Source organism: Streptomyces sp. NPDC048182 (genome assembly GCF_043202555.1).
GTDB lineage: Bacteria > Actinomycetota > Actinomycetes > Streptomycetales > Streptomycetaceae > Streptomyces.
Map to the genome: position 1 here is coordinate 197,567 of NZ_JBIDAQ010000003.1, position 23,167 is coordinate 220,733.

At 71.2% G+C, this 23,167-nt stretch carries 23 protein-coding genes; 15 read left to right on the top strand and 8 right to left on the bottom strand.

Annotated elements, in window-relative coordinates:
- The first annotated feature begins 73 nt into the window (after window positions 1-73).
- The 5 genes from ACGFZL_RS06945 (at window position 74) to tuf (ending at window position 8,652) form a co-directional block, all read left to right on the top strand.
- Entirely contained in the window at window positions 74-3,973 is a 3,900-nt protein-coding gene (locus ACGFZL_RS06945; protein WP_393689934.1) for a DNA-directed RNA polymerase subunit beta', read from the top strand.
- Window positions 3,974-4,292: 319 nt separating this feature from the next.
- A complete protein-coding gene (gene rpsL, locus ACGFZL_RS06950) occupies window positions 4,293-4,664 on the top strand; it encodes a 30S ribosomal protein S12 (protein ID WP_003948652.1) in 372 nt (123 codons plus the stop codon).
- Window positions 4,665-4,666: 2 nt separating this feature from the next.
- A complete protein-coding gene (rpsG, locus tag ACGFZL_RS06955; protein ID WP_005481264.1) occupies window positions 4,667-5,137 on the top strand; it encodes a 30S ribosomal protein S7 in 471 nt (156 codons plus the stop codon).
- 39 nt (window positions 5,138-5,176) lie between these two features.
- Window positions 5,177-7,303: an elongation factor G gene (gene fusA / locus ACGFZL_RS06960; protein WP_355167574.1), complete on the top strand. Its 2,127-nt coding sequence runs from the start codon at window positions 5,177-5,179 to the stop codon at window positions 7,301-7,303.
- 155 nt (window positions 7,304-7,458) lie between these two features.
- Window positions 7,459-8,652: an elongation factor Tu gene (gene tuf, locus ACGFZL_RS06965; RefSeq protein ID WP_030839706.1), complete on the top strand. Its 1,194-nt coding sequence runs from the start codon at window positions 7,459-7,461 to the stop codon at window positions 8,650-8,652.
- A 95-nt stretch (window positions 8,653-8,747) separates the two neighbouring features.
- Here the strand turns inward: tuf and ACGFZL_RS06970 are convergent, their stop codons facing one another.
- Both ACGFZL_RS06970 and ACGFZL_RS06975 read right to left on the bottom strand, forming a co-directional pair.
- Entirely contained in the window at window positions 8,748-11,120 is a 2,373-nt protein-coding gene (locus ACGFZL_RS06970; protein WP_393689935.1) for an FtsX-like permease family protein, read from the bottom strand.
- A 99-nt stretch (window positions 11,121-11,219) separates the two neighbouring features.
- Window positions 11,220-11,984, bottom strand: coding sequence for an ABC transporter ATP-binding protein (locus ACGFZL_RS06975; protein WP_393689936.1), 765 nt, complete (start codon window positions 11,982-11,984; stop codon window positions 11,220-11,222).
- Between the two features lie 134 nt (window positions 11,985-12,118).
- Here ACGFZL_RS06975 and ACGFZL_RS06980 point away from each other — a divergent pair, with 134 nt between their 5' ends.
- Together ACGFZL_RS06980 and ACGFZL_RS06985 are read left to right on the top strand one after the other, a co-directional pair.
- Window positions 12,119-13,402 carry a sensor histidine kinase gene (locus ACGFZL_RS06980; protein WP_393689937.1) on the top strand — a complete coding sequence of 428 codons (1,284 nt, stop codon included), beginning with the start codon at window positions 12,119-12,121 and terminating at the stop codon, window positions 13,400-13,402.
- Window positions 13,375-14,034 (top strand): response regulator, encoded by a 660-nt coding sequence (locus ACGFZL_RS06985; protein ID WP_393689938.1) that lies wholly within the window; start codon window positions 13,375-13,377, stop codon window positions 14,032-14,034. Before ACGFZL_RS06980 ends, ACGFZL_RS06985 begins: the two co-directional genes overlap by 28 nt.
- 31 nt (window positions 14,035-14,065) lie before the next feature.
- Here ACGFZL_RS06985 and ACGFZL_RS06990 read toward each other — a convergent pair whose 3' ends face one another.
- The 3 genes from ACGFZL_RS06990 to ACGFZL_RS07000 form a co-directional block, all read right to left on the bottom strand.
- Window positions 14,066-14,416: a hypothetical protein gene (locus tag ACGFZL_RS06990; protein WP_393689939.1), complete on the bottom strand. Its 351-nt coding sequence runs from the start codon at window positions 14,414-14,416 to the stop codon at window positions 14,066-14,068.
- Window positions 14,413-15,270, bottom strand: a complete 858-nt coding sequence (locus ACGFZL_RS06995) for a helix-turn-helix domain-containing protein (protein ID WP_393689940.1) — start codon at window positions 15,268-15,270, stop codon at window positions 14,413-14,415. Before ACGFZL_RS06995 ends, ACGFZL_RS06990 begins: the two co-directional genes overlap by 4 nt.
- Before the next feature lie 241 nt (window positions 15,271-15,511).
- The gene (locus tag ACGFZL_RS07000) at window positions 15,512-15,943 is read right to left on the bottom strand and encodes an ATP-binding protein (RefSeq protein WP_393689941.1); all 432 of its coding nucleotides are present in this window, start codon (window positions 15,941-15,943) and stop codon (window positions 15,512-15,514) included.
- 155 nt (window positions 15,944-16,098) lie between these two features.
- Here ACGFZL_RS07000 and ACGFZL_RS07005 point away from each other — a divergent pair, with 155 nt between their 5' ends.
- From ACGFZL_RS07005 to ACGFZL_RS07015, 3 genes are read left to right on the top strand one after another with little or no spacing between them, the layout of a single operon-like run.
- A complete protein-coding gene (locus tag ACGFZL_RS07005; protein ID WP_393689942.1) occupies window positions 16,099-16,953 on the top strand; it encodes a helix-turn-helix domain-containing protein in 855 nt (284 codons plus the stop codon).
- Window positions 16,950-17,162: a DUF397 domain-containing protein gene (locus ACGFZL_RS07010; protein ID WP_393689943.1), complete on the top strand. Its 213-nt coding sequence runs from the start codon at window positions 16,950-16,952 to the stop codon at window positions 17,160-17,162. The genes ACGFZL_RS07005 and ACGFZL_RS07010 overlap by 4 nt, the downstream gene beginning before the upstream one ends.
- A gap of 8 nt (window positions 17,163-17,170) precedes the next feature.
- A complete protein-coding gene (locus ACGFZL_RS07015) occupies window positions 17,171-17,359 on the top strand; it encodes a DUF397 domain-containing protein (protein ID WP_393689944.1) in 189 nt (62 codons plus the stop codon).
- Window positions 17,360-17,371: 12 nt separating this feature from the next.
- Here the strand turns inward: ACGFZL_RS07015 and ACGFZL_RS07020 are convergent, their stop codons facing one another.
- Window positions 17,372-18,361: an alpha/beta fold hydrolase gene (locus tag ACGFZL_RS07020; protein WP_393689945.1), complete on the bottom strand. Its 990-nt coding sequence runs from the start codon at window positions 18,359-18,361 to the stop codon at window positions 17,372-17,374.
- Between the two features lie 78 nt (window positions 18,362-18,439).
- Between ACGFZL_RS07020 and ACGFZL_RS07025 the strand changes: the two genes are divergently transcribed.
- Together ACGFZL_RS07025 and ACGFZL_RS07030 are read left to right on the top strand one after the other, a co-directional pair.
- On the top strand, window positions 18,440-18,871 hold the full coding sequence (locus ACGFZL_RS07025) for a DUF5959 family protein (protein ID WP_393689946.1): 432 nt from the start codon (window positions 18,440-18,442) through the stop codon (window positions 18,869-18,871).
- Between the two features lie 59 nt (window positions 18,872-18,930).
- Entirely contained in the window at window positions 18,931-19,578 is a 648-nt protein-coding gene (locus ACGFZL_RS07030) for a hypothetical protein (RefSeq protein WP_393690191.1), read from the top strand.
- On the opposite strand, the gene ACGFZL_RS07035 is transcribed toward ACGFZL_RS07030, so the two are convergent.
- Window positions 19,571-20,452, bottom strand: a complete 882-nt coding sequence (locus ACGFZL_RS07035; RefSeq protein WP_393689947.1) for an RNA polymerase sigma-70 factor — start codon at window positions 20,450-20,452, stop codon at window positions 19,571-19,573. The two genes, ACGFZL_RS07030 and ACGFZL_RS07035, sit on opposite strands and share 8 nt — an antisense overlap.
- Before the next feature lie 17 nt (window positions 20,453-20,469).
- The gene (locus ACGFZL_RS07040) at window positions 20,470-21,663 is read right to left on the bottom strand and encodes an NAD(P)/FAD-dependent oxidoreductase (protein WP_393689948.1); all 1,194 of its coding nucleotides are present in this window, start codon (window positions 21,661-21,663) and stop codon (window positions 20,470-20,472) included.
- Between the two features lie 296 nt (window positions 21,664-21,959).
- Here ACGFZL_RS07040 and ACGFZL_RS07045 point away from each other — a divergent pair, with 296 nt between their 5' ends.
- From ACGFZL_RS07045 to ACGFZL_RS07055, 3 genes are read left to right on the top strand one after another with little or no spacing between them, the layout of a single operon-like run.
- Window positions 21,960-22,439 carry a hypothetical protein gene (locus ACGFZL_RS07045; RefSeq protein ID WP_393689949.1) on the top strand — a complete coding sequence of 160 codons (480 nt, stop codon included), beginning with the start codon at window positions 21,960-21,962 and terminating at the stop codon, window positions 22,437-22,439.
- An 11-nt stretch (window positions 22,440-22,450) separates the two neighbouring features.
- Window positions 22,451-23,050, top strand: coding sequence for a hypothetical protein (locus ACGFZL_RS07050; RefSeq protein WP_393690211.1), 600 nt, complete (start codon window positions 22,451-22,453; stop codon window positions 23,048-23,050).
- The gene (locus ACGFZL_RS07055; RefSeq protein WP_393690192.1) at window positions 22,999-23,166 is read left to right on the top strand and encodes a hypothetical protein; all 168 of its coding nucleotides are present in this window, start codon (window positions 22,999-23,001) and stop codon (window positions 23,164-23,166) included. The genes ACGFZL_RS07050 and ACGFZL_RS07055 overlap by 52 nt, the downstream gene beginning before the upstream one ends.
- The last annotated feature ends 1 nt before the right edge of the window (window position 23,167 follow it).

A 23,167-nucleotide genomic window follows, 5' to 3' on the forward strand; every position in this document is an offset into this window, starting at 1 on the left:
GAGCGAGGCCCGCCGGCCCCAGGACCCCCGTATCAGACCCAAGACTCACAACCCTGAGAGGGATTGACGCATAGTGCTCGACGTCAACTTCTTCGACGAGCTCCGGATCGGCCTGGCCACCGCTGACGACATCCGCCAGTGGAGCCACGGCGAGGTCAAGAAGCCCGAGACCATCAACTACCGCACCCTCAAGCCCGAGAAGGACGGACTCTTCTGCGAGAAGATCTTCGGCCCGACCCGGGACTGGGAGTGCTACTGCGGCAAGTACAAGCGCGTCCGCTTCAAGGGCATCATCTGTGAGCGCTGCGGCGTCGAGGTGACCCGCGCCAAGGTGCGCCGTGAGCGGATGGGCCACATCGAGCTCGCCGCCCCCGTCACCCACATCTGGTACTTCAAGGGCGTCCCGTCGCGCCTGGGCTACCTGCTCGACCTCGCGCCGAAGGACCTCGAGAAGGTCATCTACTTCGCCGCGTACATGATCACCTTCGTGGACGAGGAGCGCCGCACGCGCGACCTGCCCTCCCTGGAGGCGCACGTCTCCGTGGAGCGCCAGCAGGTCGAGCAGCGCCGCGACGCCGACCTGGAGACCCGCGCCAAGAAGCTCGAGACGGACCTCGCCGAGCTGGAGGCCGAGGGCGCCAAGGCCGACGTGCGCCGCAAGGTGCGCGAGGGCGCCGAGCGCGAGATGAAGCAGCTGCGCGACCGCGCGCAGCGCGAGATCGACCGCCTCGACGAGGTGTGGAACCGGTTCAAGAACCTCAAGGTCCAGGACCTGGAGGGCGACGAGCTGCTCTACCGCGAGCTGCGCGACCGCTTCGGCACCTACTTCGACGGCTCGATGGGCGCCGCCGCGCTGCAGAAGCGCCTGGAGTCCTTCGACCTCGACGAGGAGGCCGAGCGCCTCCGCGAGATCATCCGCACCGGCAAGGGCCAGAAGAAGACCCGCGCGCTCAAGCGCCTCAAGGTCGTCTCCGCGTTCCTGCAGACCTCCAACAGCCCGCGCGGCATGGTCCTGGACTGCGTCCCGGTCATCCCGCCGGACCTGCGTCCGATGGTGCAGCTGGACGGTGGCCGCTTCGCGACCTCCGACCTGAACGACCTGTACCGCCGCGTCATCAACCGCAACAACCGCCTGAAGCGGCTTCTCGACCTCGGCGCGCCCGAGATCATCGTGAACAACGAGAAGCGCATGCTCCAGGAGGCCGTGGACGCGCTGTTCGACAACGGTCGTCGCGGTCGCCCGGTCACCGGTCCCGGCAACCGCCCCCTGAAGTCCCTCAGCGACATGCTGAAGGGCAAGCAGGGCCGCTTCCGCCAGAACCTGCTCGGCAAGCGAGTCGACTACTCGGCGCGTTCCGTCATCGTCGTCGGCCCGCAGCTCAAGCTGCACCAGTGCGGTCTGCCCAAGGCGATGGCCCTTGAGCTGTTCAAGCCGTTCGTGATGAAGCGCCTGGTCGACCTGAACCACGCGCAGAACATCAAGAGCGCCAAGCGCATGGTGGAGCGCGGCCGCACCGTCGTGTACGACGTCCTCGAAGAGGTCATCGCCGAGCACCCGGTGCTGCTCAACCGTGCCCCCACCCTGCACCGCCTGGGCATCCAGGCCTTCGAGCCGCAGCTGGTCGAGGGCAAGGCCATCCAGATCCACCCGCTCGTCTGCACCGCGTTCAACGCGGACTTCGACGGCGACCAGATGGCCGTGCACCTGCCGCTCTCCGCGGAGGCGCAGGCCGAGGCCCGCATCCTGATGCTGTCCTCGAACAACATCCTGAAGCCGGCCGACGGCCGTCCGGTGACGATGCCGACCCAGGACATGGTCCTCGGTCTGTTCTTCCTCACCACCGACGGCGAGGGCCGCGACCTCAAGGGCGAGGGCCGCGCGTTCGGCTCGGCGGCCGAGGCGATCATGGCGTTCGACGCGGGCGACCTGTCGCTCCAGTCGAAGGTCGACATCCGCTTCCCGGTCGGCACCATCCCGCCCCGCGGCTGGGAGCCCCCGGCCCGCGAGGAGGGTGAGCCGGAGTGGCAGCAGGGCGACACCTTCACCCTGAAGACCACCCTGGGCCGCGCGCTCTTCAACGAGCTGCTGCCCGAGGACTACCCCTTCGTCGACTACGAGGTCGGCAAGAAGCAGCTCTCCGAGATCGTCAACGACCTCGCCGAGCGCTACCCGAAGGTCATCGTGGCGGCGACGCTCGACAACCTGAAGGCGGCCGGCTTCTTCTGGGCGACCCGCTCCGGCGTCACGGTCGCGATCTCCGACGTCGTCGTCCCCGAGGCGAAGAAGGAGATCGTCCGCGGCTACGAGGCGCAGGACGAGAAGGTCCAGAAGCAGTACGAGCGCGGTCTGATCACCAAGGACGAGCGCACGCAGGAACTGATCAACATCTGGACCAAGGCGACCAACGAGGTCGCCGAGGCGATGAACGAGAACTTCCCCAAGACCAACCCGATCTTCATGATGGTGAACTCGGGCGCGCGCGGCAACATGATGCAGATGCGTCAGATCGCCGGTATGCGTGGTCTGGTGTCGAACGCCAAGAACGAGACGATCCCGCGTCCGATCAAGGCCTCGTTCCGTGAGGGCCTGTCCGTGCTGGAGTACTTCATCTCGACGCACGGTGCCCGTAAGGGTCTGGCGGACACCGCGCTGCGGACCGCCGACTCCGGTTACCTCACCCGTCGTCTGGTCGACGTCTCCCAGGACGTCATCATCCGCGAGGAGGACTGCGGCACCGAGCGCGGTCTGAAGCTGCGGATCGCCGAGCGCGGCGAGGACGGCGTGCTGCGCAAGGCCGAGGACGTCGAGACCAGCGTGTACGCCCGCATGCTCGCCGAGGACGTCGTCATCGACGGCAAGGTGATCGCGCCGGCCAACGTCGACCTCGGTGACGTGCTCATCGACCAGCTGGTGCACCACGGCGTCGAGGAGGTCAAGACCCGCTCGATCCTCACCTGCGAGTCCCTCGTCGGCACCTGCGCCTTCTGCTACGGCCGCTCGCTGGCCACCGGCAAGCTGGTCGACATCGGTGAGGCGGTCGGCATCATCGCCGCCCAGTCCATCGGTGAGCCCGGCACCCAGCTGACGATGCGCACCTTCCACACCGGTGGTGTGGCCGGTGACGACATCACGCAGGGTCTGCCGCGTGTCGTCGAGCTCTTCGAGGCCCGTACCCCGAAGGGTGTCGCCCCGATCTCCGAGGCCGACGGCCGGGTGCGGATCGAGGAGACCGAGAAGACCAAGAAGATCGTCATCACGCCGGACGACGGCAGCGACGAGACGGCGTTCCCGATCTCCAAGCGCGCCCGTCTGCTGGTCGGCGAGGGCGACCACGTCGCGGTGGGCCAGAAGCTCACCGTGGGTGCCACCAACCCGCACGACGTGCTGCGCATCCTCGGTCAGCGGGCCGTCCAGGTCCACTTGGTCGGCGAGGTGCAGAAGGTCTACAACTCGCAGGGTGTGTCGATCCACGACAAGCACATCGAGATCATCATCCGGCAGATGCTGCGCCGCGTGACGATCATCGAGTCCGGCGACGCCGAGCTGCTGCCCGGCGAGCTGGTCGAGCGCTCGAAGTTCGAGACCGAGAACCGTCGCGTGGTCCAGGAGGGCGGTCACCCGGCCTCCGGCCGTCCGCAGCTGATGGGTATCACCAAGGCCTCGCTGGCGACCGAGTCGTGGCTGTCGGCGGCGTCCTTCCAGGAGACGACGAGGGTTCTGACGGACGCGGCGATCAATGCCAAGTCCGACTCCCTCATCGGCCTCAAGGAGAACGTCATCATCGGTAAGCTCATCCCGGCCGGCACGGGCCTGTCCCGCTACCGGAACATCCGGGTCGAGCCGACCGAGGAGGCCAAGGCCGCGATGTACTCGGCCGTCGGCTACGACGACATCGACTACTCGCCGTTCGGCACCGGTTCCGGCCAGGCCGTCCCGCTGGAGGACTACGACTACGGTCCGTACAACCAGTAGGGCAAGGCGTGTACCGAAGGGCGGTCTCCCCACCGGGGAGGCCGCCCTTCGGCCTGCCGCGGGCCCGCTGCCGCCCGGGTCACACCCATTTGTTTTGACCGCAGCGAATGCGATAGGTACGCTCAGACCTTGTGCCTGGGGTGTGCCCTGGCCCTCGTGCGTGCCTTTACACCGCACCCAGGGGTCATGACACGGCCACCGCGATCCGCGCCGCTTCCCGTCTCGCGACGGAGGGCCGCGGAATCCGACACACCCGACCGCGTGGGTCGGCGATGTTCCAGGTTAGCTTCACCATCGGCACACAGAAACCGGAGAAGTAGTGCCTACGATCCAGCAGCTGGTCCGCAAGGGCCGGCAGGACAAGGTCGAGAAGAACAAGACGCCGGCACTCGAGGGTTCCCCTCAGCGCCGGGGCGTCTGCACGCGTGTGTTCACGACCACCCCGAAGAAGCCGAACTCGGCCCTGCGTAAGGTCGCGCGTGTGCGTCTGACCAGCGGGATCGAGGTCACCGCTTACATTCCGGGTGAGGGGCACAACCTGCAGGAGCACTCCATCGTGCTCGTGCGCGGCGGCCGTGTGAAGGACCTGCCCGGTGTTCGCTACAAGATCATCCGCGGTTCCCTCGACACCCAGGGTGTCAAGAACCGCAAGCAGGCCCGCAGCCGCTACGGCGCCAAGAAGGAGAAGTAGAAATGCCTCGTAAGGGCCCCGCCCCGAAGCGCCCGGTCATCATCGACCCGGTCTACGGTTCTCCCCTGGTGACCTCCCTCATCAACAAGGTGCTGCTGAACGGCAAGCGCTCCACCGCCGAGCGCATCGTGTACGGCGCCATGGAGGGCCTGCGCGAGAAGACCAGCAACGACCCGGTCATCACGCTCAAGCGCGCGCTCGAGAACATCAAGCCGACCCTCGAGGTCAAGTCCCGCCGCGTCGGCGGTGCGACGTACCAGGTGCCGATCGAGGTCAAGCCCGGTCGCGCCAACACGCTCGCGCTGCGCTGGCTCGTCGGCTACTCCCGCGCCCGTCGCGAGAAGACCATGACCGAGCGTCTGCTCAACGAGCTTCTCGACGCTTCGAACGGCCTCGGTGCGGCCGTCAAGAAGCGCGAGGACACGCACAAGATGGCCGAGTCCAACAAGGCCTTCGCGCACTACCGCTGGTAGTCGCTACCCACATCGAGACCGAGAGAAGACTGAAGCCTTATGGCTACCACTTCACTTGACCTGGCCAGGGTCCGCAACATCGGGATCATGGCCCACATCGACGCGGGCAAGACGACCACCACCGAGCGGATCCTGTTCTACACCGGTGTGTCGTACAAGATCGGTGAGGTCCACGACGGCGCCGCCACGATGGACTGGATGGAGCAGGAGCAGGAGCGTGGCATCACGATCACGTCCGCTGCCACCACCTGTCACTGGCCGCTCGAGGACAACGACTACACGATCAACATCATCGACACCCCCGGGCACGTCGACTTCACCGTTGAGGTGGAGCGCTCCCTGCGCGTGCTCGACGGTGCCGTGACCGTGTTCGACGGTGTCGCCGGTGTCGAGCCGCAGTCCGAGACGGTGTGGCGTCAGGCCGACCGCTACGGCGTGCCCCGCATCTGCTTCGTGAACAAGCTGGACCGCACCGGCGCCGAGTTCCACCGCTGCGTGGAGATGATCTCGGACCGCCTGGGCGCCCAGCCGCTGGTCATGCAGCTCCCGATCGGTGCCGAGGCCGACTTCAAGGGCGTCGTGGACCTGGTCCGCATGAAGGCGCTCGTGTGGTCCGCCGAGGCCGCCAAGGGCGAGATGTACGACACCGTCGACATCCCGGCCACGCACACCGAGGCCGCCGAGGAGTGGCGCGGCAAGCTGGTCGAGGCCGTCGCGGAGAACGACGAAGAGATCATGGAGCTGTTCCTGGAGGGCGAGGAGCCCACCGAGGAGCAGCTGTACGCCGCGATCCGTCGCATCACCATCGCGTCCGGCAAGTCCAACGACACCACGGTCACCCCGGTGTTCTGCGGCACCGCGTTCAAGAACAAGGGCGTCCAGCCCCTGCTCGACGCGGTCGTGCGCTACCTCCCGACGCCGCTCGACGTCGAGGCCATCGAGGGCCACGACGTCAAGGACGCCGAGCAGGTCGTCACCCGCAAGCCGTCGGACGAGGAGCCCCTCGCCGCGCTCGCGTTCAAGATCATGAGCGACCCGCACCTGGGCAAGCTCACCTTCGTCCGGGTCTACTCGGGCCGCCTGGAGTCCGGCACCGCGGTGCTGAACTCCGTCAAGGGCAAGAAGGAGCGCATCGGCAAGATCTACCGCATGCACGCCAACAAGCGTGAGGAGATCGACTCGGTGGGCGCCGGCGACATCGTCGCCGTCATGGGCCTGAAGCAGACCACCACCGGTGAGACGCTGTCCGACGACAAGAACCCGGTCATCCTGGAGTCCATGGACTTCCCGGCGCCGGTCATCCAGGTCGCCATCGAGCCCAAGTCGAAGGGCGACCAGGAGAAGCTCGGCGTCGCGATCCAGCGCCTGGCCGAGGAGGACCCCTCCTTCCAGGTCCACTCGGACGAGGAGACCGGCCAGACCATCATCGGCGGCATGGGCGAACTGCACCTCGAGGTGCTGGTCGACCGCATGCGCCGGGAGTTCCGGGTCGAGGCCAACGTCGGCAAGCCCCAGGTCGCGTACCGCGAGACGATCCGCAAGGCCGTCGAGCGCGTGGACTACACCCACAAGAAGCAGACCGGTGGTACCGGTCAGTTCGCCAAGGTGCAGATCGCGATCGAGCCGATCGAGGGCGGCGACGCCTCGTACGAGTTCGTCAACAAGGTCACCGGTGGCCGCATCCCCAAGGAGTACATCCCCTCGGTGGACGCGGGCGCGCAGGAGGCCATGCAGTTCGGCATCCTGGCCGGCTACGAGATGACGGGCGTCCGCGTCACGCTCATCGACGGTGGCTACCACGAGGTCGACTCCTCCGAACTGGCCTTCAAGATCGCCGGTTCGCAGGCCTTCAAGGAGGCCGCGCGCAAGGCTTCGCCTGTGCTCCTGGAGCCGATGATGGCCGTCGAGGTCACCACGCCCGAGGACTACATGGGTGAGGTCATCGGCGACATCAACTCCCGCCGTGGCCAGATCCAGGCCATGGAGGAGCGGGCCGGTGCCCGCGTCGTCAAGGGCCTCGTGCCCCTGTCGGAGATGTTCGGCTACGTCGGAGACCTCCGCAGCAAGACGTCGGGTCGCGCGAGCTACTCGATGCAGTTCGACTCCTACGCCGAGGTTCCCCGGAACGTCGCCGAGGAGATCATCGCGAAGGCCAAGGGCGAGTAACGGACTCCGTTCACACGCTTTAGGCTTGACTCCGGAGCCAGTACGGGCATTCCGCCGCCAAAGCGGCGGAATGCCCCCCGGTCCCGGCTATCCAGCAAAGATCACCCTGGCGCCGATGAGTAAGGCGTACAGAACCACTCCACAGGAGGACCCCAGTGGCGAAGGCGAAGTTCGAGCGGACTAAGCCGCACGTCAACATCGGCACCATCGGTCACATCGACCACGGTAAGACGACCCTCACGGCCGCCATTACCAAGGTGCTGCACGACGCGTACCCGGACCTGAACGAGGCCTCGGCCTTCGACCAGATCGACAAGGCTCCTGAGGAGCGCCAGCGCGGTATCACCATCTCCATCGCGCACGTCGAGTACCAGACCGAGACGCGTCACTACGCCCACGTCGACTGCCCCGGTCACGCGGACTACATCAAGAACATGATCACGGGTGCGGCGCAGATGGACGGCGCCATCCTCGTGGTCGCCGCCACCGACGGCCCGATGCCGCAGACCAAGGAGCACGTGCTCCTGGCCCGCCAGGTCGGCGTCCCGTACATCGTCGTCGCCCTGAACAAGGCCGACATGGTGGACGACGAGGAGATCCTGGAGCTCGTCGAGCTCGAGGTCCGCGAGCTGCTCTCCGAGTACGAGTTCCCGGGCGACGACCTGCCGGTCGTCAAGGTCTCCGCGCTCAAGGCCCTCGAGGGCGACAAGGAGTGGGGCAACTCCGTCCTCGAGCTCATGAAGGCCGTGGACGAGAACATCCCGCAGCCCGAGCGTGACGTCGACAAGCCGTTCCTCATGCCGATCGAGGACGTCTTCACGATCACCGGTCGCGGTACGGTCGTCACCGGCCGTATCGAGCGCGGTGTCCTGAAGGTCAACGAGACCGTCGACATCGTGGGCATCAAGCAGGAGAAGACCACCACCACGGTCACCGGCATCGAGATGTTCCGCAAGCTGCTCGACGAGGGCCAGGCCGGTGAGAACGTCGGTCTGCTGCTCCGCGGCATCAAGCGCGAGGACGTCGAGCGCGGCCAGGTCATCATCAAGCCGGGCTCGGTCACCCCGCACACCGAGTTCGAGGCGCAGGCCTACATCCTGTCCAAGGACGAGGGTGGCCGCCACACGCCGTTCTTCAACAACTACCGCCCGCAGTTCTACTTCCGCACGACGGACGTGACCGGCGTGGTGACCCTCCCCGAGGGCACCGAGATGGTCATGCCGGGTGACAACACCGAGATGAAGGTGGAGCTCATCCAGCCCGTCGCCATGGAGGAGGGCCTGAAGTTCGCCATCCGTGAGGGTGGTCGCACCGTGGGCGCCGGCCAGGTCACCAAGATCAACAAGTAAGCTCCGCTTGCCTGAGGGTCATTGACCTCGGAGGGCCCGTACGACTTCGGTCGTGCGGGCCCTCCGTCGTGTCCGGGAGTTGTCCGACGGCGCGGTCAGCGCATCGCCAGGCGGGCCGGGATCACGGCCGCCGGCATCGCGAGCAGGGCGCAGGCCCCGGCGACCGTGCCCAGCTCCCCCCAGGGCAGGGCGAGCCCGGCGGGCGCGTGCAGGAGGCCGAGGGCGCCTTGGAGGCCGGCCAGGTTGAGGAGGGTGACCAGCAGGCCGAGCAGCGCGCCGACCCCGACGACGAACAGCGCCTCGGCGCCAACCAGCGCGAGCACCTGGCGCCGGGTGGCCCCGGTCAACCGCAGGACGGTCAGGTCGCGCACCCGGTCGGAGGTCGCCATCAGCAGGGTGTTGACGAGGGAGAGCCCGGTGTAGGCGAGGGCGATGCCGAGGACGAGCAGGAAGCCGAGGCGGGTGGTGCGGTCGGTGCCGGGGGCCTCGAGCCACTGCTCGGTGGTGGTGACCTGCCCGCCGGCGGCGCGCAGTCCGGCGGTGACCGCGTCCCGGTCGGCGCCCTGCTCCAGGGCCACGTCGACGCGGTCCACTGGTGCGCCGGGGGCGTTGGCGGGGGTGACGTAGACGCCGTTGCCGCCGGTGCCGGCGGCCATGACGGCGGCGATGCGCAGGGTGCGGGGTGCGCCGTCGCCGAGCCACACGCGTACGCGGTCGCCCACCGTGTGGTGGGCCCACTCCTCGTTGACGATGATCGAGTCGTCGTCGAGGTCTGCGGCGCGGCCCGCGGTGAGGGGGAGGCGGGTGGTGCCGGCGGGGTCGAGGGTGTGGGCCTCGGAACGGATCAGGGCGACGCCGTCCTCCAGGACGTAGACGCTGCCGGTCGCGCTGGGGGAGACGACGGCTCCGGGCACCTCGCGCAGCCGGTCCAGGGTGGCCCGGTCGAAGCCGGCGCCGTCGGGCGGGGTGACGACTAGGTCGGCGGTGGTGCGCTGCCGGGCCTCGGCGGCCTCGGCGCCGTGCAGGGTGGCGGTGGCGCCGAACAGGGAGCCGGCGAGGGCGACGGTGACCAGTACGGGTGCGGCGAGGGCGGCGGTACGGCGCACCCCGGCCGCCGCGTTCTCGCGGACCAGCATGCCGACGGCGCCGGGCAGCGGGGGGAGCAGCCGGATCGCCGGGCGCAGCAGGACGGGTGCGAGCAGGGCGGTCGCCGTGATGAGCAGCATCGGGCGGCTGACGTAGGACTTGCGGTGCAGTAGTTCGCCGGGGTCGCCGGTGAGGGCGAGGCCGAGGGTGACGGTGGCGGTCGCGAGGAGCGCCGTACCGGCGATCCAGCGGCCCGGCGTCATCGCCCGGGCGTCGACGGAGACCTCGCGCAGGGCCTGCGTCGGGGCGGTGCGGCCGGCCCGCCAGGAGGCCGCGGTGGCGCCGGCGAGGGCGACGAGGAGGCCGGTCCAGAAGGCGAGGTGGTACGGCCAGGTGTGGCCGCCGCCGAGGGTGAACCAGGCGGGGGCCAGGTCGTTGCGGACGGTCCAGGCGACGAGGTGCGGGGCGCCCCAGCCGCCCAGCGCGCAGCCGGTCGCGGAGGCCAGGACGCCGACGCCGAGCGCCTCGGCGAGCACGGCCCGGCGCACCCGGCCCGGGGTGGCCCCGGCGGTGCGCAGCAGCCCGAACTCGCGGCGCCGCTGGGCGACGGCGAAGGCGAAGGTGGACGCCACGACGAAGACGGACACGAAGGCGGCGACCCCGCCGGCAGTGCCGAACAGGGCGTTCAGCGCGGTGAGGGCCTCGCGGTCACGGTCGGGGTCGGGGTCGGCGCGGTGGCGGTCGTCGCCGGTGAGCACCTGGACGCCGGGGGTGTCGGGGAGTGCTTTCCGTACGGCGGTGGGGTGGGCGTCCACGACGAGTTGTCGTACGGCGGGGGAGAGGCGGGCGACGCGGGCGTCGGTGAGGAAGACGGCCTTCTCGGCGGGGCGGCCGTGCAGGACGGCGACGACGCGGAGGGTGCCGTGCGGGGTGCGGAGGCGGTCGCCGGAGTGGTACCGGTCGCCGGTGACGGCGGCCTCGTCGTCGGCGCGGGGCGGGCGGCCGGCGGTGATCCCGTACGGGGCGAAGGCGGCGGTGGACCAGGGGTGGGCGACGAGGCCGCCGGGGAGCGGGACGGTGCGGTCCGCTGTCACGTGGCCGAGGGTCTTGAGCCGCGTGATGACGGGGGCGGGGATGGCGTGGGGCTGGGCGAGGGGCTGTGTGCGGACGCCGATCCGGGTCGGTACGCGCAGGGTGTCCTCGCCCCGCACGACGACCGGCGCGGTGGCGAACCGTTCCGGGGTGCGGTGGGGCGCGTCCAGGGTGGCGGCCAGGGCGAGGCCGGTCATGGTGAGGAGGCCGGTGCCGAGGGCTAGGGCGAGGAAGGTGCCGAGGAATGCGGTCCAGCGGGTGCGGAGGGTGCGGAGGGTGAGGGTCAGCATGGGGTGGCCTCCGGCCGGGTGCTCGGGGGTCGGGTGGCCGGGGTCAGCACGGGGTGGCCTCCGGTCGGGTGCGGAGGGTGCGCAGGCTCGGGGTCAGGGTCAGCATGGGACCGTCTCCAGCCGGGTCAGGTGGGTGGCGATGGTGTCGGTGTCCATGCCGGTCAGCTCGCCGTGCACGCGGCCGTCGACCAGGTAGACGACGCGGTCGGCGCGGGCGGCGGCCACCGGGTCGTGGGTGACCATGAGGACCGTCTGGCCCTCCCGGTCGACCAGGCCGCGCAGCAGGTCGAGGACCTCGCGCCCGGTGCGGGTGTCCAGGGCGCCGGTCGGTTCGTCGCCGAAGAGCACGTCGGGGCGGGTGATCAGGGCGCGGGCGAGCGCGACGCGCTGCTGCTGACCGCCGGACAGCTCGGTGGGCCGGTGCCGGGCGCGGTCGGCGAGCCCGACCTGCCGCAGGGCCTCGCGCACGTCGCTCCGGGAGGGCCGGCGGCCCGCGAGGCGCAGGGGGAGGGCGACGTTCTGCTCGGCGGTCAGCGAGGGGAGCAGGTTGAACGCCTGGAAGACGAAGCCGACCCGCTCGCGGCGCAGCAGGGTCAGCCGGCGCTCGCTGAGCCCGGTCAGCTCGGTGCCGCCGACGCGGACCGACCCGGAGGTGGGCCGGTCGAGGCCGGCCGCGCACTGGAGGAGCGTCGACTTGCCGGACCCGGAGGGGCCCATGACGGCGGTGAAGGAGCCGCGGGGGAAGGCGAGGGAGACGTCGTCCAGGGCGGTGACGGCGTGGTCGCCGGTGCCGTACTGCTTGCTGAGGGCGTGCAGGCGGATGGCGTCGGTGGCCGTCGTGGGAGCTGCTGGGGTGCGGGTCATGGGATCACTGAACCGCTGGGCGCCGGGCCGGCGCAGTGCGGCAGGGGCGAGAGTCGGGGTAGGGCCAGGCATACCCCGCGCAGGCCCGCTGGACGGATGGTGCGGGGGACCGGGGCGGATCTACGGTGACCGGCATGCGTCGTCCCCCTCGTACCGCCTGGCAGTCCCTGTCCCGCCCCGGTCACCTGCTGTCGGCGTGGCCGTGGCGGGCGGCGGCGTACCTGCTGAGCGGGGCGGTGACCGGTGCGGTGCTGCTGGTGGGGCTGGTGTCGGCGCTCGCCGCGGGGCTGGCGCTGGCCGTCGTCCTGGTCGGTCTGCCGCTGCTGTTGCTCACCGCGCTGGCGGGGCTGCCGGTGGCCCGCTGGGAGCGGTGGCGGCTGCGGCTGGTGGACCGCGCGCCGGCCGCCGACTCGCACCGGCCGCCCCGTGCCTCGGGCCTGCGACCCTGGCTGCTGACCCGGCTGCGAGAGCGGGCGACGTGGCGCGAGCTGGGCCACGCCGTGCTGCTCGCCACGGTGCTGTGGCCCCTCGACGCCCTCGCGGTGACGGCCGCGCTGGGCTGCCCGCTGGCGGTGGTGGCGACGCCGTTGCTGCTGGCGTGGGGCGGCGGGGAGGCGAAGGTCCTCAAGCTGTGGACGATCACCGGCTGGCCGGCGGCGAGCGGGGTGGCACTCCTCGGCCTGCTGCTCCTCGCGCTGGGCGGCTACGCGCTGGGGGTCGCGGCCGGCGCCCGAGCCGCACTGGCCCGCCTCCTCCTCGGGGACGGACCGACCGACCAGGTCGTCGAACTCACCCGCTCCCGCGCCCGGTTGGTGGCCGCCTTCGAGGCGGAGCGCCGCCGCATCGAGCGCGACCTGCACGACGGGGCGCAGCAGCGCCTGGTCGCCCTGACGATGACCCTTGGCCTGGCCCGCCTGGACGCCCCGCCGGACGGCCCGCTCGCCGCGCAGCTGGCGAAGGCGCACGAGGAGGCGGGCCTGGTCCTGGCCGAGCTGCGGGAGTTGATCCACGGCATCCACCCGAGGGTGCTGGCCGACTACGGCCTCCCGGCGGCGGTGGGCGACGCGGCGGACCGCTCGGCGGTGCCGGTGGACGTGCGGCTGTCCCTGCCCGGCCGGCTTCCCCCGTCCGTCGAGACGGCGGCGTACTTCGTCGTCTGCGAGGCGCTGGCCAATGTCGGCAAGCACAGCGGGGCGGCCCGCGCGGAGGTGACCGGCGGCCACGGCGACGGACGCCTGGTCCTGGAGGTCAGCGACGACGGGGTGGGCGGCGCCGAGCCGGGGTCGGGCAGCGGGCTCACCGGCCTCGCGGACCGCGTCTCCGTCCTGGATGGCAGACTCACCCTGTCCAGTCCGCGCGGCGGACCGACCCTGTTGCGCGTGGAGATCCCTTGCGAGCCGACGGCACACTCCGGGTAGTCCTGGCCGAGGACGGCGTCCTGCTCCGGGACGGCCTGGTCGCCCTCCTCACTCGCTTCGGCCACGAGGTCGCGGCGGCGGTGGGCGACGCGGAGGCCCTGCTCGCGGCGGTCGCGGAGCACGAGCCGGACATCGTCGTCACGGACGTCCGCATGCCGCCGGGCTTCCAGGACGAGGGCCTGCACGCCGCGATCCGCCTGCGCGCGACCCGCCCCGCGCTCCCCGTCCTGGTCCTCAGCCAGTACGTCCAACGGACCTACGCCGCCGACCTCCTGGACTCCGGCGACGGCACGGGCGTCGGCTACCTGCTCAAGGACCGGGTCGGCCAGGTCGAGGAGTTCGTGGCGGCGCTGGCCGAGGTGGCCTCGGGCGGCACGGTGGTCGACCCCGAGGTCGTCCGCCAGCTCCTGCGCCGCCGCCGCGACCCCCTCTCCAGCCTCTCCCCGCGCGAACGCGAGGTCCTCGCCCTGATCGCCGAGGGCCGCTCGAACGCGGCCGTGGCCCGCGCGCTGGTCGTCTCGGAGGCGGCGGTGGGCAAGCACATCGGCAGCATCCTGACGAAGCTGGACCTGCCCCCGGCGACGGAGACGCATCGGCGGGTGCTGGCGGTGCTGGCGTATTTGCGGGGGTGAGGGTGCCGGGGGTGAGGGGGCGTCAGGAGGTTCAGCGGCCCAGCACTGCCTTCGTCGCCTCGTCCAGAACGGCGCTCAGCTCTTCCAGGGCTTCTCGTCCGAGGGCCGGGTCCTGATGTTCCAGGTTGCCCTTGGCATGGTCGTGGCGGGCGGCGAGGTCGGGGCGGCGGGCGACTTCGATGTCCCGCGCCCAGACCAGCACCCAGCTGCGCACAGGGCTGAGCGACTGCCACTCCACGGCCTTGGCGAACGCCTCGTCCTTGGACCGCTGCATCTCCGGCAGCCGCCCCGGATCCACGGCGGCGAGTGCGGTGCGTAGCGCGTCCGGGGTGTGCTCGGGGCGGGGGATCAGCTCGTGTCCGTGGTCGGTCCGCGTGCTCATCCCCTACGGCAGTCGCGGCAGTGGGGTTCGGGCTCCGGGGCGCGGAAGGCGCGGTCGCAGGTGTCGCAGGTGCGAAGGGGGTGGCGGACGGGGGGTGGGGTGGTCGGGGTGCGGAGTGGGGGTGGGGGAGGGAGCTGGGCCGTCAGGCGGTGGGCCAGGAAGGCGGCGGGGCGGCGGAGCGGGGTGTCGGGGAGGTCGGTGGTGAGGGCGTGGCGTACGGCGGTGGGGGTGACCTCGTGTTGCAGCCAGGCGGCGACGCCCGGGGCGAGGTGGGCGGTGTCGCAGGCGGAGAGCAGGAGGCGCGGGTCGTGGCGGCGCAGGGTGCTCAAGAGGTCGGTCGCCTGCTGGAGGAGCGCCGGTGAGGGCTGGACCAGCGGTTTCGGCACCGGCGGGAGGGCGCGGGGCCGCTTCGGGGGCGCCGGCCGTTCGGCGGGCGTCGGCCGGTGTGGCTGCGCGTGGCGCACGGGCTGGTTGCAGGAGTACGTGCGGGTGACGATGCGGCCCGAGGGCGTGCGGACGCGTTCGCGGCGCAGGTAGCCGTGGGCCTCCAGCTCGCGCAGGGCGGCGGCGATGCGGGTCGGGCCCTCCTGGAAGCGGGCGGTGAGCGACTTGATGTCGACGTTCGTGCCGCCGGGCACCGACTGGATGTGGCAGCCGAGGCCGATCGCCAGCAGCGACAGCTCCTCGTGCTGGGTGAGGTGGTTGCCGATCACCGCGAAGCGGGTGGTGTGGCGGGTGTTCTCGTGGATGACACCGCCGCCGCCGCTGCCGTGCCGGGCGTGACGCGATCGGGTCGGATTGCCGTCGGCTACTGACTGGGCGCGCGGGGGCGCGCTAGGGTTTTGGGTACCCATCGGGAAGTCCGTTCTTCCTTGGTGGTCAGGCCCTCGCCCAGGGATTTGGTGTCCCGGCGGGGGCCGATGTCTTTGCGGTTGTTTGCGCTGAGCGTAGGGCAGTTGGGGGTCCGGAAATCCAGCCCAGCCGGTGATGTTCACCCGCCCGAGTGACGGCGGCCCGCGGGCGGGAGGGGTGGGGCTTGGTGGGGTGCTTTCTCCCCGAGTTCTTGTCCTGGTAGGAGCCGACGGCACCGGAGCCTCAGGGGGTGGGTTCCGGTGGTGCGCAGCTCAGTTCGGCCCACACGGTCTTGCGCGGGAAGCGGCCGTCGGCTACTCCCCAGCGGTCCGCCAGCGCCGCCACGATCAGCAGGCCACGGCCCGAGTCGGCCTCGTAGGACGGGGATTGCGGTGCGGGGAGCCGGTCGCCCCGGGTGTCCGTGACCTCGATGCGGAGGGTGTCCCCGACGACGTACAGCAGCAGCCGGAAGTCGCGCCCCGGCACGCGGCCGTGCGTCGCCGCGTTGGCGGCCAGTTCGGCGACGATCTGACGGGCCGGGTCCAGCGGCAGGCCCCACGACCGCAGTTGCTCCGTCGCCAGCAGGCGAGCGAGGCGGGCGCCGCGCAGGGTGGAGGACAGCTGCACGTTGAAGTGACATACGGGGTCGGTGACTTCGGCTGTTTTCCGATTCATGTGACCGAGCGTGACCCGCCGTGCCTATCGTGAGAAGTGACTTGGCGCGTACGTACGGTGACTGTCCGAACGTTGTCCAGAGGTGTCGGGGCTGTCGGAACGGGGTGCGCGGGTAGGGCGCTGCTGAACTGTTCGGTACGTCGGAAGGGCAGGGGATGTCGAACGAGACAGAGGTCGACGAGTCGGGCTGGGAGGTCGACCCCGACGACGAGTGGGGCGTCGCGGTCATCGCCACGGTCGGGCGCCAGCTGAAGCTGCGGCGCGAGGCGGCGGGGTTGCGGGCGGCGGAGTTCGCCACGGCGGTGGGGTACGGGGAGGACCTCGTCTACAAGGTCGAGGGCGGCAAGCGGATCCCGCGCCAGGAGTACCTGGACAGGTCGGACGAGGCGCTGCGGGCGGACGGGCTCGTCTCGGCGATGTGGGAGGACGTGAAGAAGGTCCGGTACCCGAAGAAGGTTCGGGAGCTGGGGAAGATGGAGGGCAAGGCGGTCGAGATCGCCGTGTACGAGTCCAACAGCATCAACGGCCTGTTGCAGACTCCTGACCACGCCCGAGTAGTGATCGGCGCTGCGCAGCCGCCGTACTCGCCGGACGATGTCGAGCGAATGGTGGCTGCTCGTCTGGCTCGGCAGACGGTGTTCGACCGGACGCCCGCTCCCGCCCTGAGCTTCGTCCTGGAGGAGGGGGCGCTACGCCGTCCCATCGGAGGCACAATGGTCTGGCGTCAGCAACTCGAACGCCTGCTGGAGGTAGGGCGGTTGCACAACGTCATGCTTCAGGTGATGCCGATGGACTGCGACACCCACTCCGGTATGGACGGCAGGATCGAGCTGCTGAAGTTCGCCGACGGAACGGCCGTGGGCCGTGCCGACGGCGCGTTCAGCGGTCGGCCGACTCACGAACCCAAACAGCTGCGCATCCTTGAGCTGCGGTATGGCACGATCCGGGCTCAGGCGCTCCCGCCGCGGGAGTCGCTGGCCTTCATCGAACAACTGCTGGGAGAAACATGATCAGCGAGACCATCGCCGGGAACACTTCCGAGCTGGCGTGGTTCAAGAGCAGCTACAGCAGCGGCAACGACGGCAACTCGTGCGTCGAGTGCGCCGTCGCCCCCGGCACCGTGCACGTCCGGGACTCCAAGTACGGCCCGGCCACCCCCGGCCCCCGGCTGGCGCTGGCGTCGGAGGCGTGGGCGGAGTTCGTCTCTTACGTCCGATAGGGAGAGCCATGAGTTCCGAGCTGGTGTGGTTCAAGAGCAGCTACAGCGGCGGCACGGACGGCGAGTCCTGCGTGGAGTGCGCCGTCGCCCCCGGCACCGTGCACGTCCGGGACTCCAAGTACGGCCCGGCCACCCCCGGCCCCCGTTTGGCGCTCGCCACGGGGGCCTGGGCGGCGTTCGTGTCGCACGTGCGGTAGGGCCCCGCCCGCTCAGGCGGGCAGGGTCGCCAGCCATTCGGTCAGAAGGGCGTTGACCTCCTCGGGGCGTTCCTGCTGGAGCCAGTGGCCGGTGTCCGGGAGGACGTGGGAGGCGTGCAGGGCGGGCAGGGTGACCGGGTAGGCGTCGATCGCCTCGGACATCCAGGTGGTGGACGCGTCGCGGGCGCCGCCGATGAAGAGGGAGGGCTGGGGGATCGGGGCGCCGTCGTGGGCGGCGAGGTCCTCCCAGTCGCGGTCCATGTTCCGGTAGCGGTTGAGGGCGCCGGTCAGGCCCGTCCGCTCGAACTCCCCCGCGTAGAGGTCCAGGTCGGCCTCCGACAGCCAGCCCGGCAGGCGGTCGGTCGGGAAGCGGTCGCGCATCCTTCCCCCGGCCCTGCTGACGAAGTGCGGGTCGGGGGCGTCCCGGCCCGGCATCGTGTCGGCGGACAGCGCCGCGTACACGCCCGCGAGCCAGCCCCGTACGTCGGGCTCGATCTCGGCCTCGGCGCGGCCCGGTTCCTGGAAGTACGAGACGTAGAACTCGTCGTCCGGCCCGCCCACCCGGGAGAAGACCTCGCTGGGCCGCGGGCCGCCGCGCGGCGCGTAGGGCACGCTCAGCAGGCCCACCGCGCGGAAGACCTCCGGTCGCAGCAGCGCGGAGTTCGCGGCTATGGGCGAGCCCCAGTCGTGGCCGACGACCACCGCCGACTCCTCGCCCAGCGCGCGCACCACCGCGACGTTGTCCTCGACCAGCTCCCGCATGCGGTAGGCGTCGGGTGCGGCCGGCTTGGAGGAGCGGCCGTAGCCGCGTACTTCGATCGCGACCGCCCGGTAGCCGGCCGCCGCGAGGGCGGGGAGCTGGTGCCGCCAGGAGTACCAGGACTCCGGGAAGCCGTGCACGAGCAGCACGAGGGGGCCGCTGCCCAGCTCGGCGAGGTGGGTGCGGCCCGCAGGGGAGGGGACGGTGCGGTGGCGGATGCCGGTGGGGTGCTCGGGCGTCATGGCATTCTCCCTCTGGGGCGCGGTGTACCAGGCTGTGTACTGGGTCTCACGACCTTACGGAACCAAGGAGAAGAGGCCATGGCCGGCACTGCCCCGACGGCATTCGTCTCCCTCGCCGACGACGAGGGGAACAGCGTCACGGTCGACGTCCTGGGCATCGAGCCCCGGTCGCCGTCCGTGCTCAAGGCCGAGATCGTCGTCGAGACGCCCTTCGTGTCCGGCCGCTGCTGCCTGTGGTTGACCGTCCGCGTGTTGGACAGGTGGTCCGACGCTCTCGACCGGCTCGACGCCGGGGAGGACGTCACCTGGGTGGAGGACAGGGGCGCGTCCCTCGCCGTCCAGCTCACCGGCGAGCGCGACTGCCCCGAGGTGGTCGTGGAGGACGAGTCGGGATCCATGGTCACCGTGCGCGTACCGATCGTCCTGCCGGACGACTGGATCGCCGACCACCGGCGCCGGCTGCGCGAGGTGCGGGAGCACTGGACCCCGTTGCTGTCGGCGGCGCCCTGATCCCCGATGGGAGAATGGCCGCACACATGACCGACCGAGCGGGGGAGGCCGGGCGACCGATGGCCCGTTACACCGAGGCGCTGACCGTCGAACGCGGCGGGTTCCGGATCAAGGTGCCGGAATCGTGGTGGGAGTTCGACGTGCGGCCGGAGTCGCGGGACGACTCGATCCGGCGGATGGTCGACGAGCGCGTGCGGCTCCACCCGGAGCTGGAGCAGTACCGCGACGCGTACGTCGCCTTCCTCCGCAAGGCCGCCGCCGACGCCTGGAAGTCGGGCGCGCTGTACTGCGGCTGCATGGCGGAGAGCTTCGGCGGGGAGACGCCGATCACCGGCTCCGTGACGGTGTCGCTGGTCGGCGGCCGTACGAAGGCGGGGGACCCCCTCTCCAACGACCCCGCCGCCATCGCCGCCCAGCTCGCGGTCAAGGAGGCCCGCAGGCCGGGAGACTCCTGGCGCGAGGTGACGACCGTCGACATCCCCGGCGTCGGCCCGGCGGCCCGGACGCGGGGCGTCGAGGACGTACCGGTGCCCGACGACGCGCTGAACCGGACCGTGCGGGCGGTGCTGATGCAGACGTACATCCCGGTGCCGGGGCAGGAGGGCAAGGTCGCGCTGGTGGCGGGCAGCAGCCAGGTGCTCGACCTCGCGGACTCCTTCTTCGACATCTTCGACGCGATCACGTCGACGTTCCGGTTCGTCAGCTGACGTCGTACGCCTCGCCCCCCGCCACCGCCCCCAGCTTGTCCGGGTTGGCCACGTTGTGGATCGCCGCGATCCGGCCGTCCTCGTCGAAGTCGAAGGTGACCGTGGCGATGACCCGCCCGGCGCCGCCGAACAGCAGCCCCAGGCCACCGTTGATGCCGATCAGCTCCGCCGTGATCTCCTCCGCCGCGACTCCCGCGTAGGAGCGGCCCGCCATGGCCGCGAACCAGCCGGCCACCCTCTCCGCGCCGATCACCGGCAGCAGCGCCTGACGGACCTTGCCGCCGCCGTCGGTCCACAGGGTGACGTCGGGGGAGAGCAGCTCCAGCAGGGCGTTGAGGTCGCCGCCGGTGGTGGCGGCGAAGAAGCGCTCGGTGGCCTGGCGCTGCCGGGCCCGGTCGGCCGGAAACCGGGGTCGGCGGGCCCGCACGTGCTCGCGCGCCCGGTGCGCGGCCTGCCGTACGGCCGTCTCGGAGCGCTCCACCGCCTCGCCGATCTCGGCGTGGCTGAAGCCGAAGACCTCCTTGAGCACGAACACGGCGCGCTCCAGCGGGCTCAGCGTCTCCAGGACCACCAGCAGCGCCATCGACACCGACTCCGCGTCCGTCACCGCCTCGGCGGCGTCGCCTCCGGTGAGGATGGGCTCCGGCAGCCAGGGGCCGACGTAGGTCTCCCGCTGGTGGCGCGTCGAACGCAGCCGCTCCAGGGCCAGGTTGGTGACGATCCGGCTCAGGTACGCCTTCGGTTCGGCGACCTGCGACCGGTCCGCCGCCGCCCACTTGAGCCAGGCGTCCTGCACCGCGTCCTCGGCGTCGGCGGCGCTGCCGAGGAGGCGGTAGGCGATGGAGAAGAGCAGCCGGCGGTACTGCTCGAACACCTCCTGGCCTCCCGCGATCACCGGGCGCCCCGGACACGGGTGAAACGGCCCCCGCGCGGCCAGAACGCACCGGACGCGGGCATCTTCTTCATACGGCCGTACGTCGGCCAGGGCGAGGCGGTCACCGTCTCCTTGTACCTGACGGCCGTGCGCCCGGTCAGGCAGATCCGGCGCGGGCTGTCGTCGGGCCGCGTGAACTGCACCACGGCGTCGCCCCGGCCGAGGCTGACGGGCGTGTGGTAGTAGCCGAAGCGGAAGGGCTTGGGCTCCTTGCCCCTGATGACCCGCAGGATCGACAGCGCGGCGTGCACCCCGGTCGGCATGCCGCTCTGGCAGGTGCCGTGCAGGACGCCGTAGCCCTGGCGGACCGCGGCGGCGTCGCCGACGGCGTACACCTCGGGGTGGGAGACCGAGCGCAGCGCCGGGTCGGTGAGGATGCGCCCGCGCGCGTCCACGTCCAGCCCGGCGGCGGCCGCCAGCTTCGACACCCGGGTACCGGCCGTCCACAGCACGGCGTCGGCAGGCACGCCCTCCCCGCCCGCCGGCATCACCTCACCCGGCAGCACCTTGGCCACCTCCACCCCGGCCCGCACCCGGACGCCCAGCCGGTCCAGGGCGGCCCGCAGATGCGCCCCCGCCTTCGCGTTCATCGCCGCCCCCGGCTGCTCCCGGCCCAGCAGCACGACGTCCAGCGCCGGATACCGCTCGGCGATCTCCGCCGCCGCCTCGACGCCGGTCAGGCCGGTGCCGACGACCGCGACGGTGCCGGTGCCGAGGCGGGCCAGCCGGTCGGCGAGCGCCTCGGCGTCCTGGGCGCCGCCGAGGGTGTAGGCGTGCTCCTCGGCGCCGGGCACCGCCGACACGTCGGGCACGCCGCCGAGCGCGTAGACGAGGCTGTCGTACGGCAGCTCCTGCGTGTCATCGACCCGCACGGTGCGGGCACCGGCGTCCACGGCGGTGACCCACCCCCGCACGAAACGCGCCCCCGTCCCTTCCAGCAGCTCCGGCACGCTCAGCTCGGCAAGGGGCTGCCCCGTGGCCGCCATGTGCAGCCGCATCCGCTCGGTGAACCGCTCCTGCGCGTCGACGACGGTCACCTCGACCCCGCCGTCCTTCCGCGTCCGTGCGGCCAGCTGCGTCGCGGCGGCGAGACCGGCGTAGCCGGCGCCGAGGACGAGGATGCGGTGGGGGGTGTGCGGCGTTGCGTTCATGGTTCCGTCTCCTTGGCGGGCGGTTGATGCCCAGGGGATGGAGGGTGGGGGCCGTTCGTGACATGGGCCCGCTGTGACGTGCGCCACAGCACCTCGGCGCGGGCTCGGTCCCGGGCACGATGTGATCGCACAGCCACGCCGCCCGTCGCCGCTGGAGAGGAGCATCCGTGGAGCCCACCGTTCACGCATCCGACTTCGTCATCGACGCCTCGTTCCCCGACGTCATGGCCCGCTTCGTCCGGCGAGCCCGGTGACGCCGGCCGACTTCCTCGCCGGTGAGGAGGGCTCCTGAAGCCATGGCTGATGACGGAGGCTGGGACTGGGACTGGGTGAGCGGCGACGGGCTGCTCCGGCTGGACGACCCCGAGGAGTGGGACGCGGCATGGGAGCGCGGTGCGGATCATCTCGGTACGGGGGTGATCGGCCTGGCGCTCAACTGCTCGCTGAGCGACGCGTCGCCGCGCATCCTCAGGGCGATGCAGCTGCCCGACGCGGCTCAGCGAGGCCTCGCGTTCACGGCGGCGGGGCACGCGGCCCGGCTGCACGGTGATCTGACACCGGCGCTCTTCGCGGCGCTGCGCGCCGAGGGGCCCGGCGGCGTCGCCGAGCACCCGATCAGGGACACGCTGACCTTCGTCCCGTTCCGGCGCCTGCCGCCGTGGTTCAAGTGGCGGGCGGTTGTCACAGGGGTGCGGAACAAGCTGGAAGGCTGGTGGCTGCGCTCCGAGGACGCCGTGGGGGACGCCTGGCGTGCCGTGCGCCGTCGCCGGTCGTAGGGGCGGCGAACGTGGACGTCAGCGCCGTGGTCGGTGTCGCCCCCGAGGTGCACCGTTTCTACCGTGTGGAGAAGCCGGGGCTGACGGAGCACGTTCGGCTGATGTCTCCCGCCTACGCCTGCGAGTTCTCGGGCCAGGAGACCCTGGAGGAGGCTGTCACGCGCTACCGCGCGCTGGGCCTGACCGACCTCGACCGGGATCCGCTGCCCGTCGTCAAGATGCGCTTCGCCAACACCCGTACACGCGGTCGCAGCACCGACCAGGGCCGCGCCCGCGCCGATCCGCGCCGTCTGTTCACCGAGCTGCGCTCCATCGAAGGCGACCCCGGCAGTTTCGTGGAATTCGAGAACCGTCATGGCTCTGTCTGGCGTGTCGAATGGCATGGCACCTACCTCCTGGCGGAGTGGAACGAGCCGGGCGGCCCGCCCCGAATCATCGAGTTGGAGAACCTTGTCGAATTCGCCAAGACCCGCCTGCGTGTATCGCTGGAAGAACTGGGGGGCAGCGCTGGCCCGACCCGCCGCAGAATGCGACGCCCCTGGTCGAGGCGCTCCACGGACTGCGGCGTCGTCCGGTCGGTGACCTCCGGCCCGACGAGCTGGCCCGGCTGATCACGCAGGACGTCGGGCTGCCCTGGTTGCTTCCCCTCGCGGTGCGGATCCTGCGGGATGCGGCCCCGGCTGATCCCGCTAGCTCCGCCTTTCCTTCGAACGGCCGTGCCTTGTAAG

Excerpts from the sequence above, each read along its gene's own strand:
- rpsG (WP_005481264.1), top strand. The coding sequence starts at position 4,667 with ATGCCTCGTAAGGGCCCCGCCCCGAAGCGCCCGGTCATCATCGACCCG.
- fusA (WP_355167574.1), top strand. The coding sequence starts at position 5,177 with ATGGCTACCACTTCACTTGACCTGGCCAGGGTCCGCAACATCGGGATC.
- ACGFZL_RS06970 (WP_393689935.1), bottom strand. The coding sequence starts at position 11,120 with ATGCTGACCCTCACCCTCCGCACCCTCCGCACCCGCTGGACCGCATTC.
- ACGFZL_RS06975 (WP_393689936.1), bottom strand. The coding sequence starts at position 11,984 with ATGACCCGCACCCCAGCAGCTCCCACGACGGCCACCGACGCCATCCGC.
- ACGFZL_RS06980 (WP_393689937.1), top strand. The coding sequence starts at position 12,119 with ATGCGTCGTCCCCCTCGTACCGCCTGGCAGTCCCTGTCCCGCCCCGGT.
- ACGFZL_RS06990 (WP_393689939.1), bottom strand. The coding sequence starts at position 14,416 with ATGAGCACGCGGACCGACCACGGACACGAGCTGATCCCCCGCCCCGAG.
- ACGFZL_RS06995 (WP_393689940.1), bottom strand. The coding sequence starts at position 15,270 with ATGGGTACCCAAAACCCTAGCGCGCCCCCGCGCGCCCAGTCAGTAGCC.
- ACGFZL_RS07000 (WP_393689941.1), bottom strand. The coding sequence starts at position 15,943 with ATGAATCGGAAAACAGCCGAAGTCACCGACCCCGTATGTCACTTCAAC.
- ACGFZL_RS07005 (WP_393689942.1), top strand. The coding sequence starts at position 16,099 with ATGTCGAACGAGACAGAGGTCGACGAGTCGGGCTGGGAGGTCGACCCC.
- ACGFZL_RS07010 (WP_393689943.1), top strand. The coding sequence starts at position 16,950 with ATGATCAGCGAGACCATCGCCGGGAACACTTCCGAGCTGGCGTGGTTC.
- ACGFZL_RS07015 (WP_393689944.1), top strand. The coding sequence starts at position 17,171 with ATGAGTTCCGAGCTGGTGTGGTTCAAGAGCAGCTACAGCGGCGGCACG.
- ACGFZL_RS07020 (WP_393689945.1), bottom strand. The coding sequence starts at position 18,361 with ATGACGCCCGAGCACCCCACCGGCATCCGCCACCGCACCGTCCCCTCC.
- ACGFZL_RS07025 (WP_393689946.1), top strand. The coding sequence starts at position 18,440 with ATGGCCGGCACTGCCCCGACGGCATTCGTCTCCCTCGCCGACGACGAG.
- ACGFZL_RS07030 (WP_393690191.1), top strand. The coding sequence starts at position 18,931 with ATGGCCCGTTACACCGAGGCGCTGACCGTCGAACGCGGCGGGTTCCGG.
- ACGFZL_RS07040 (WP_393689948.1), bottom strand. The coding sequence starts at position 21,663 with ATGAACGCAACGCCGCACACCCCCCACCGCATCCTCGTCCTCGGCGCC.
- ACGFZL_RS07045 (WP_393689949.1), top strand. The coding sequence starts at position 21,960 with ATGGCTGATGACGGAGGCTGGGACTGGGACTGGGTGAGCGGCGACGGG.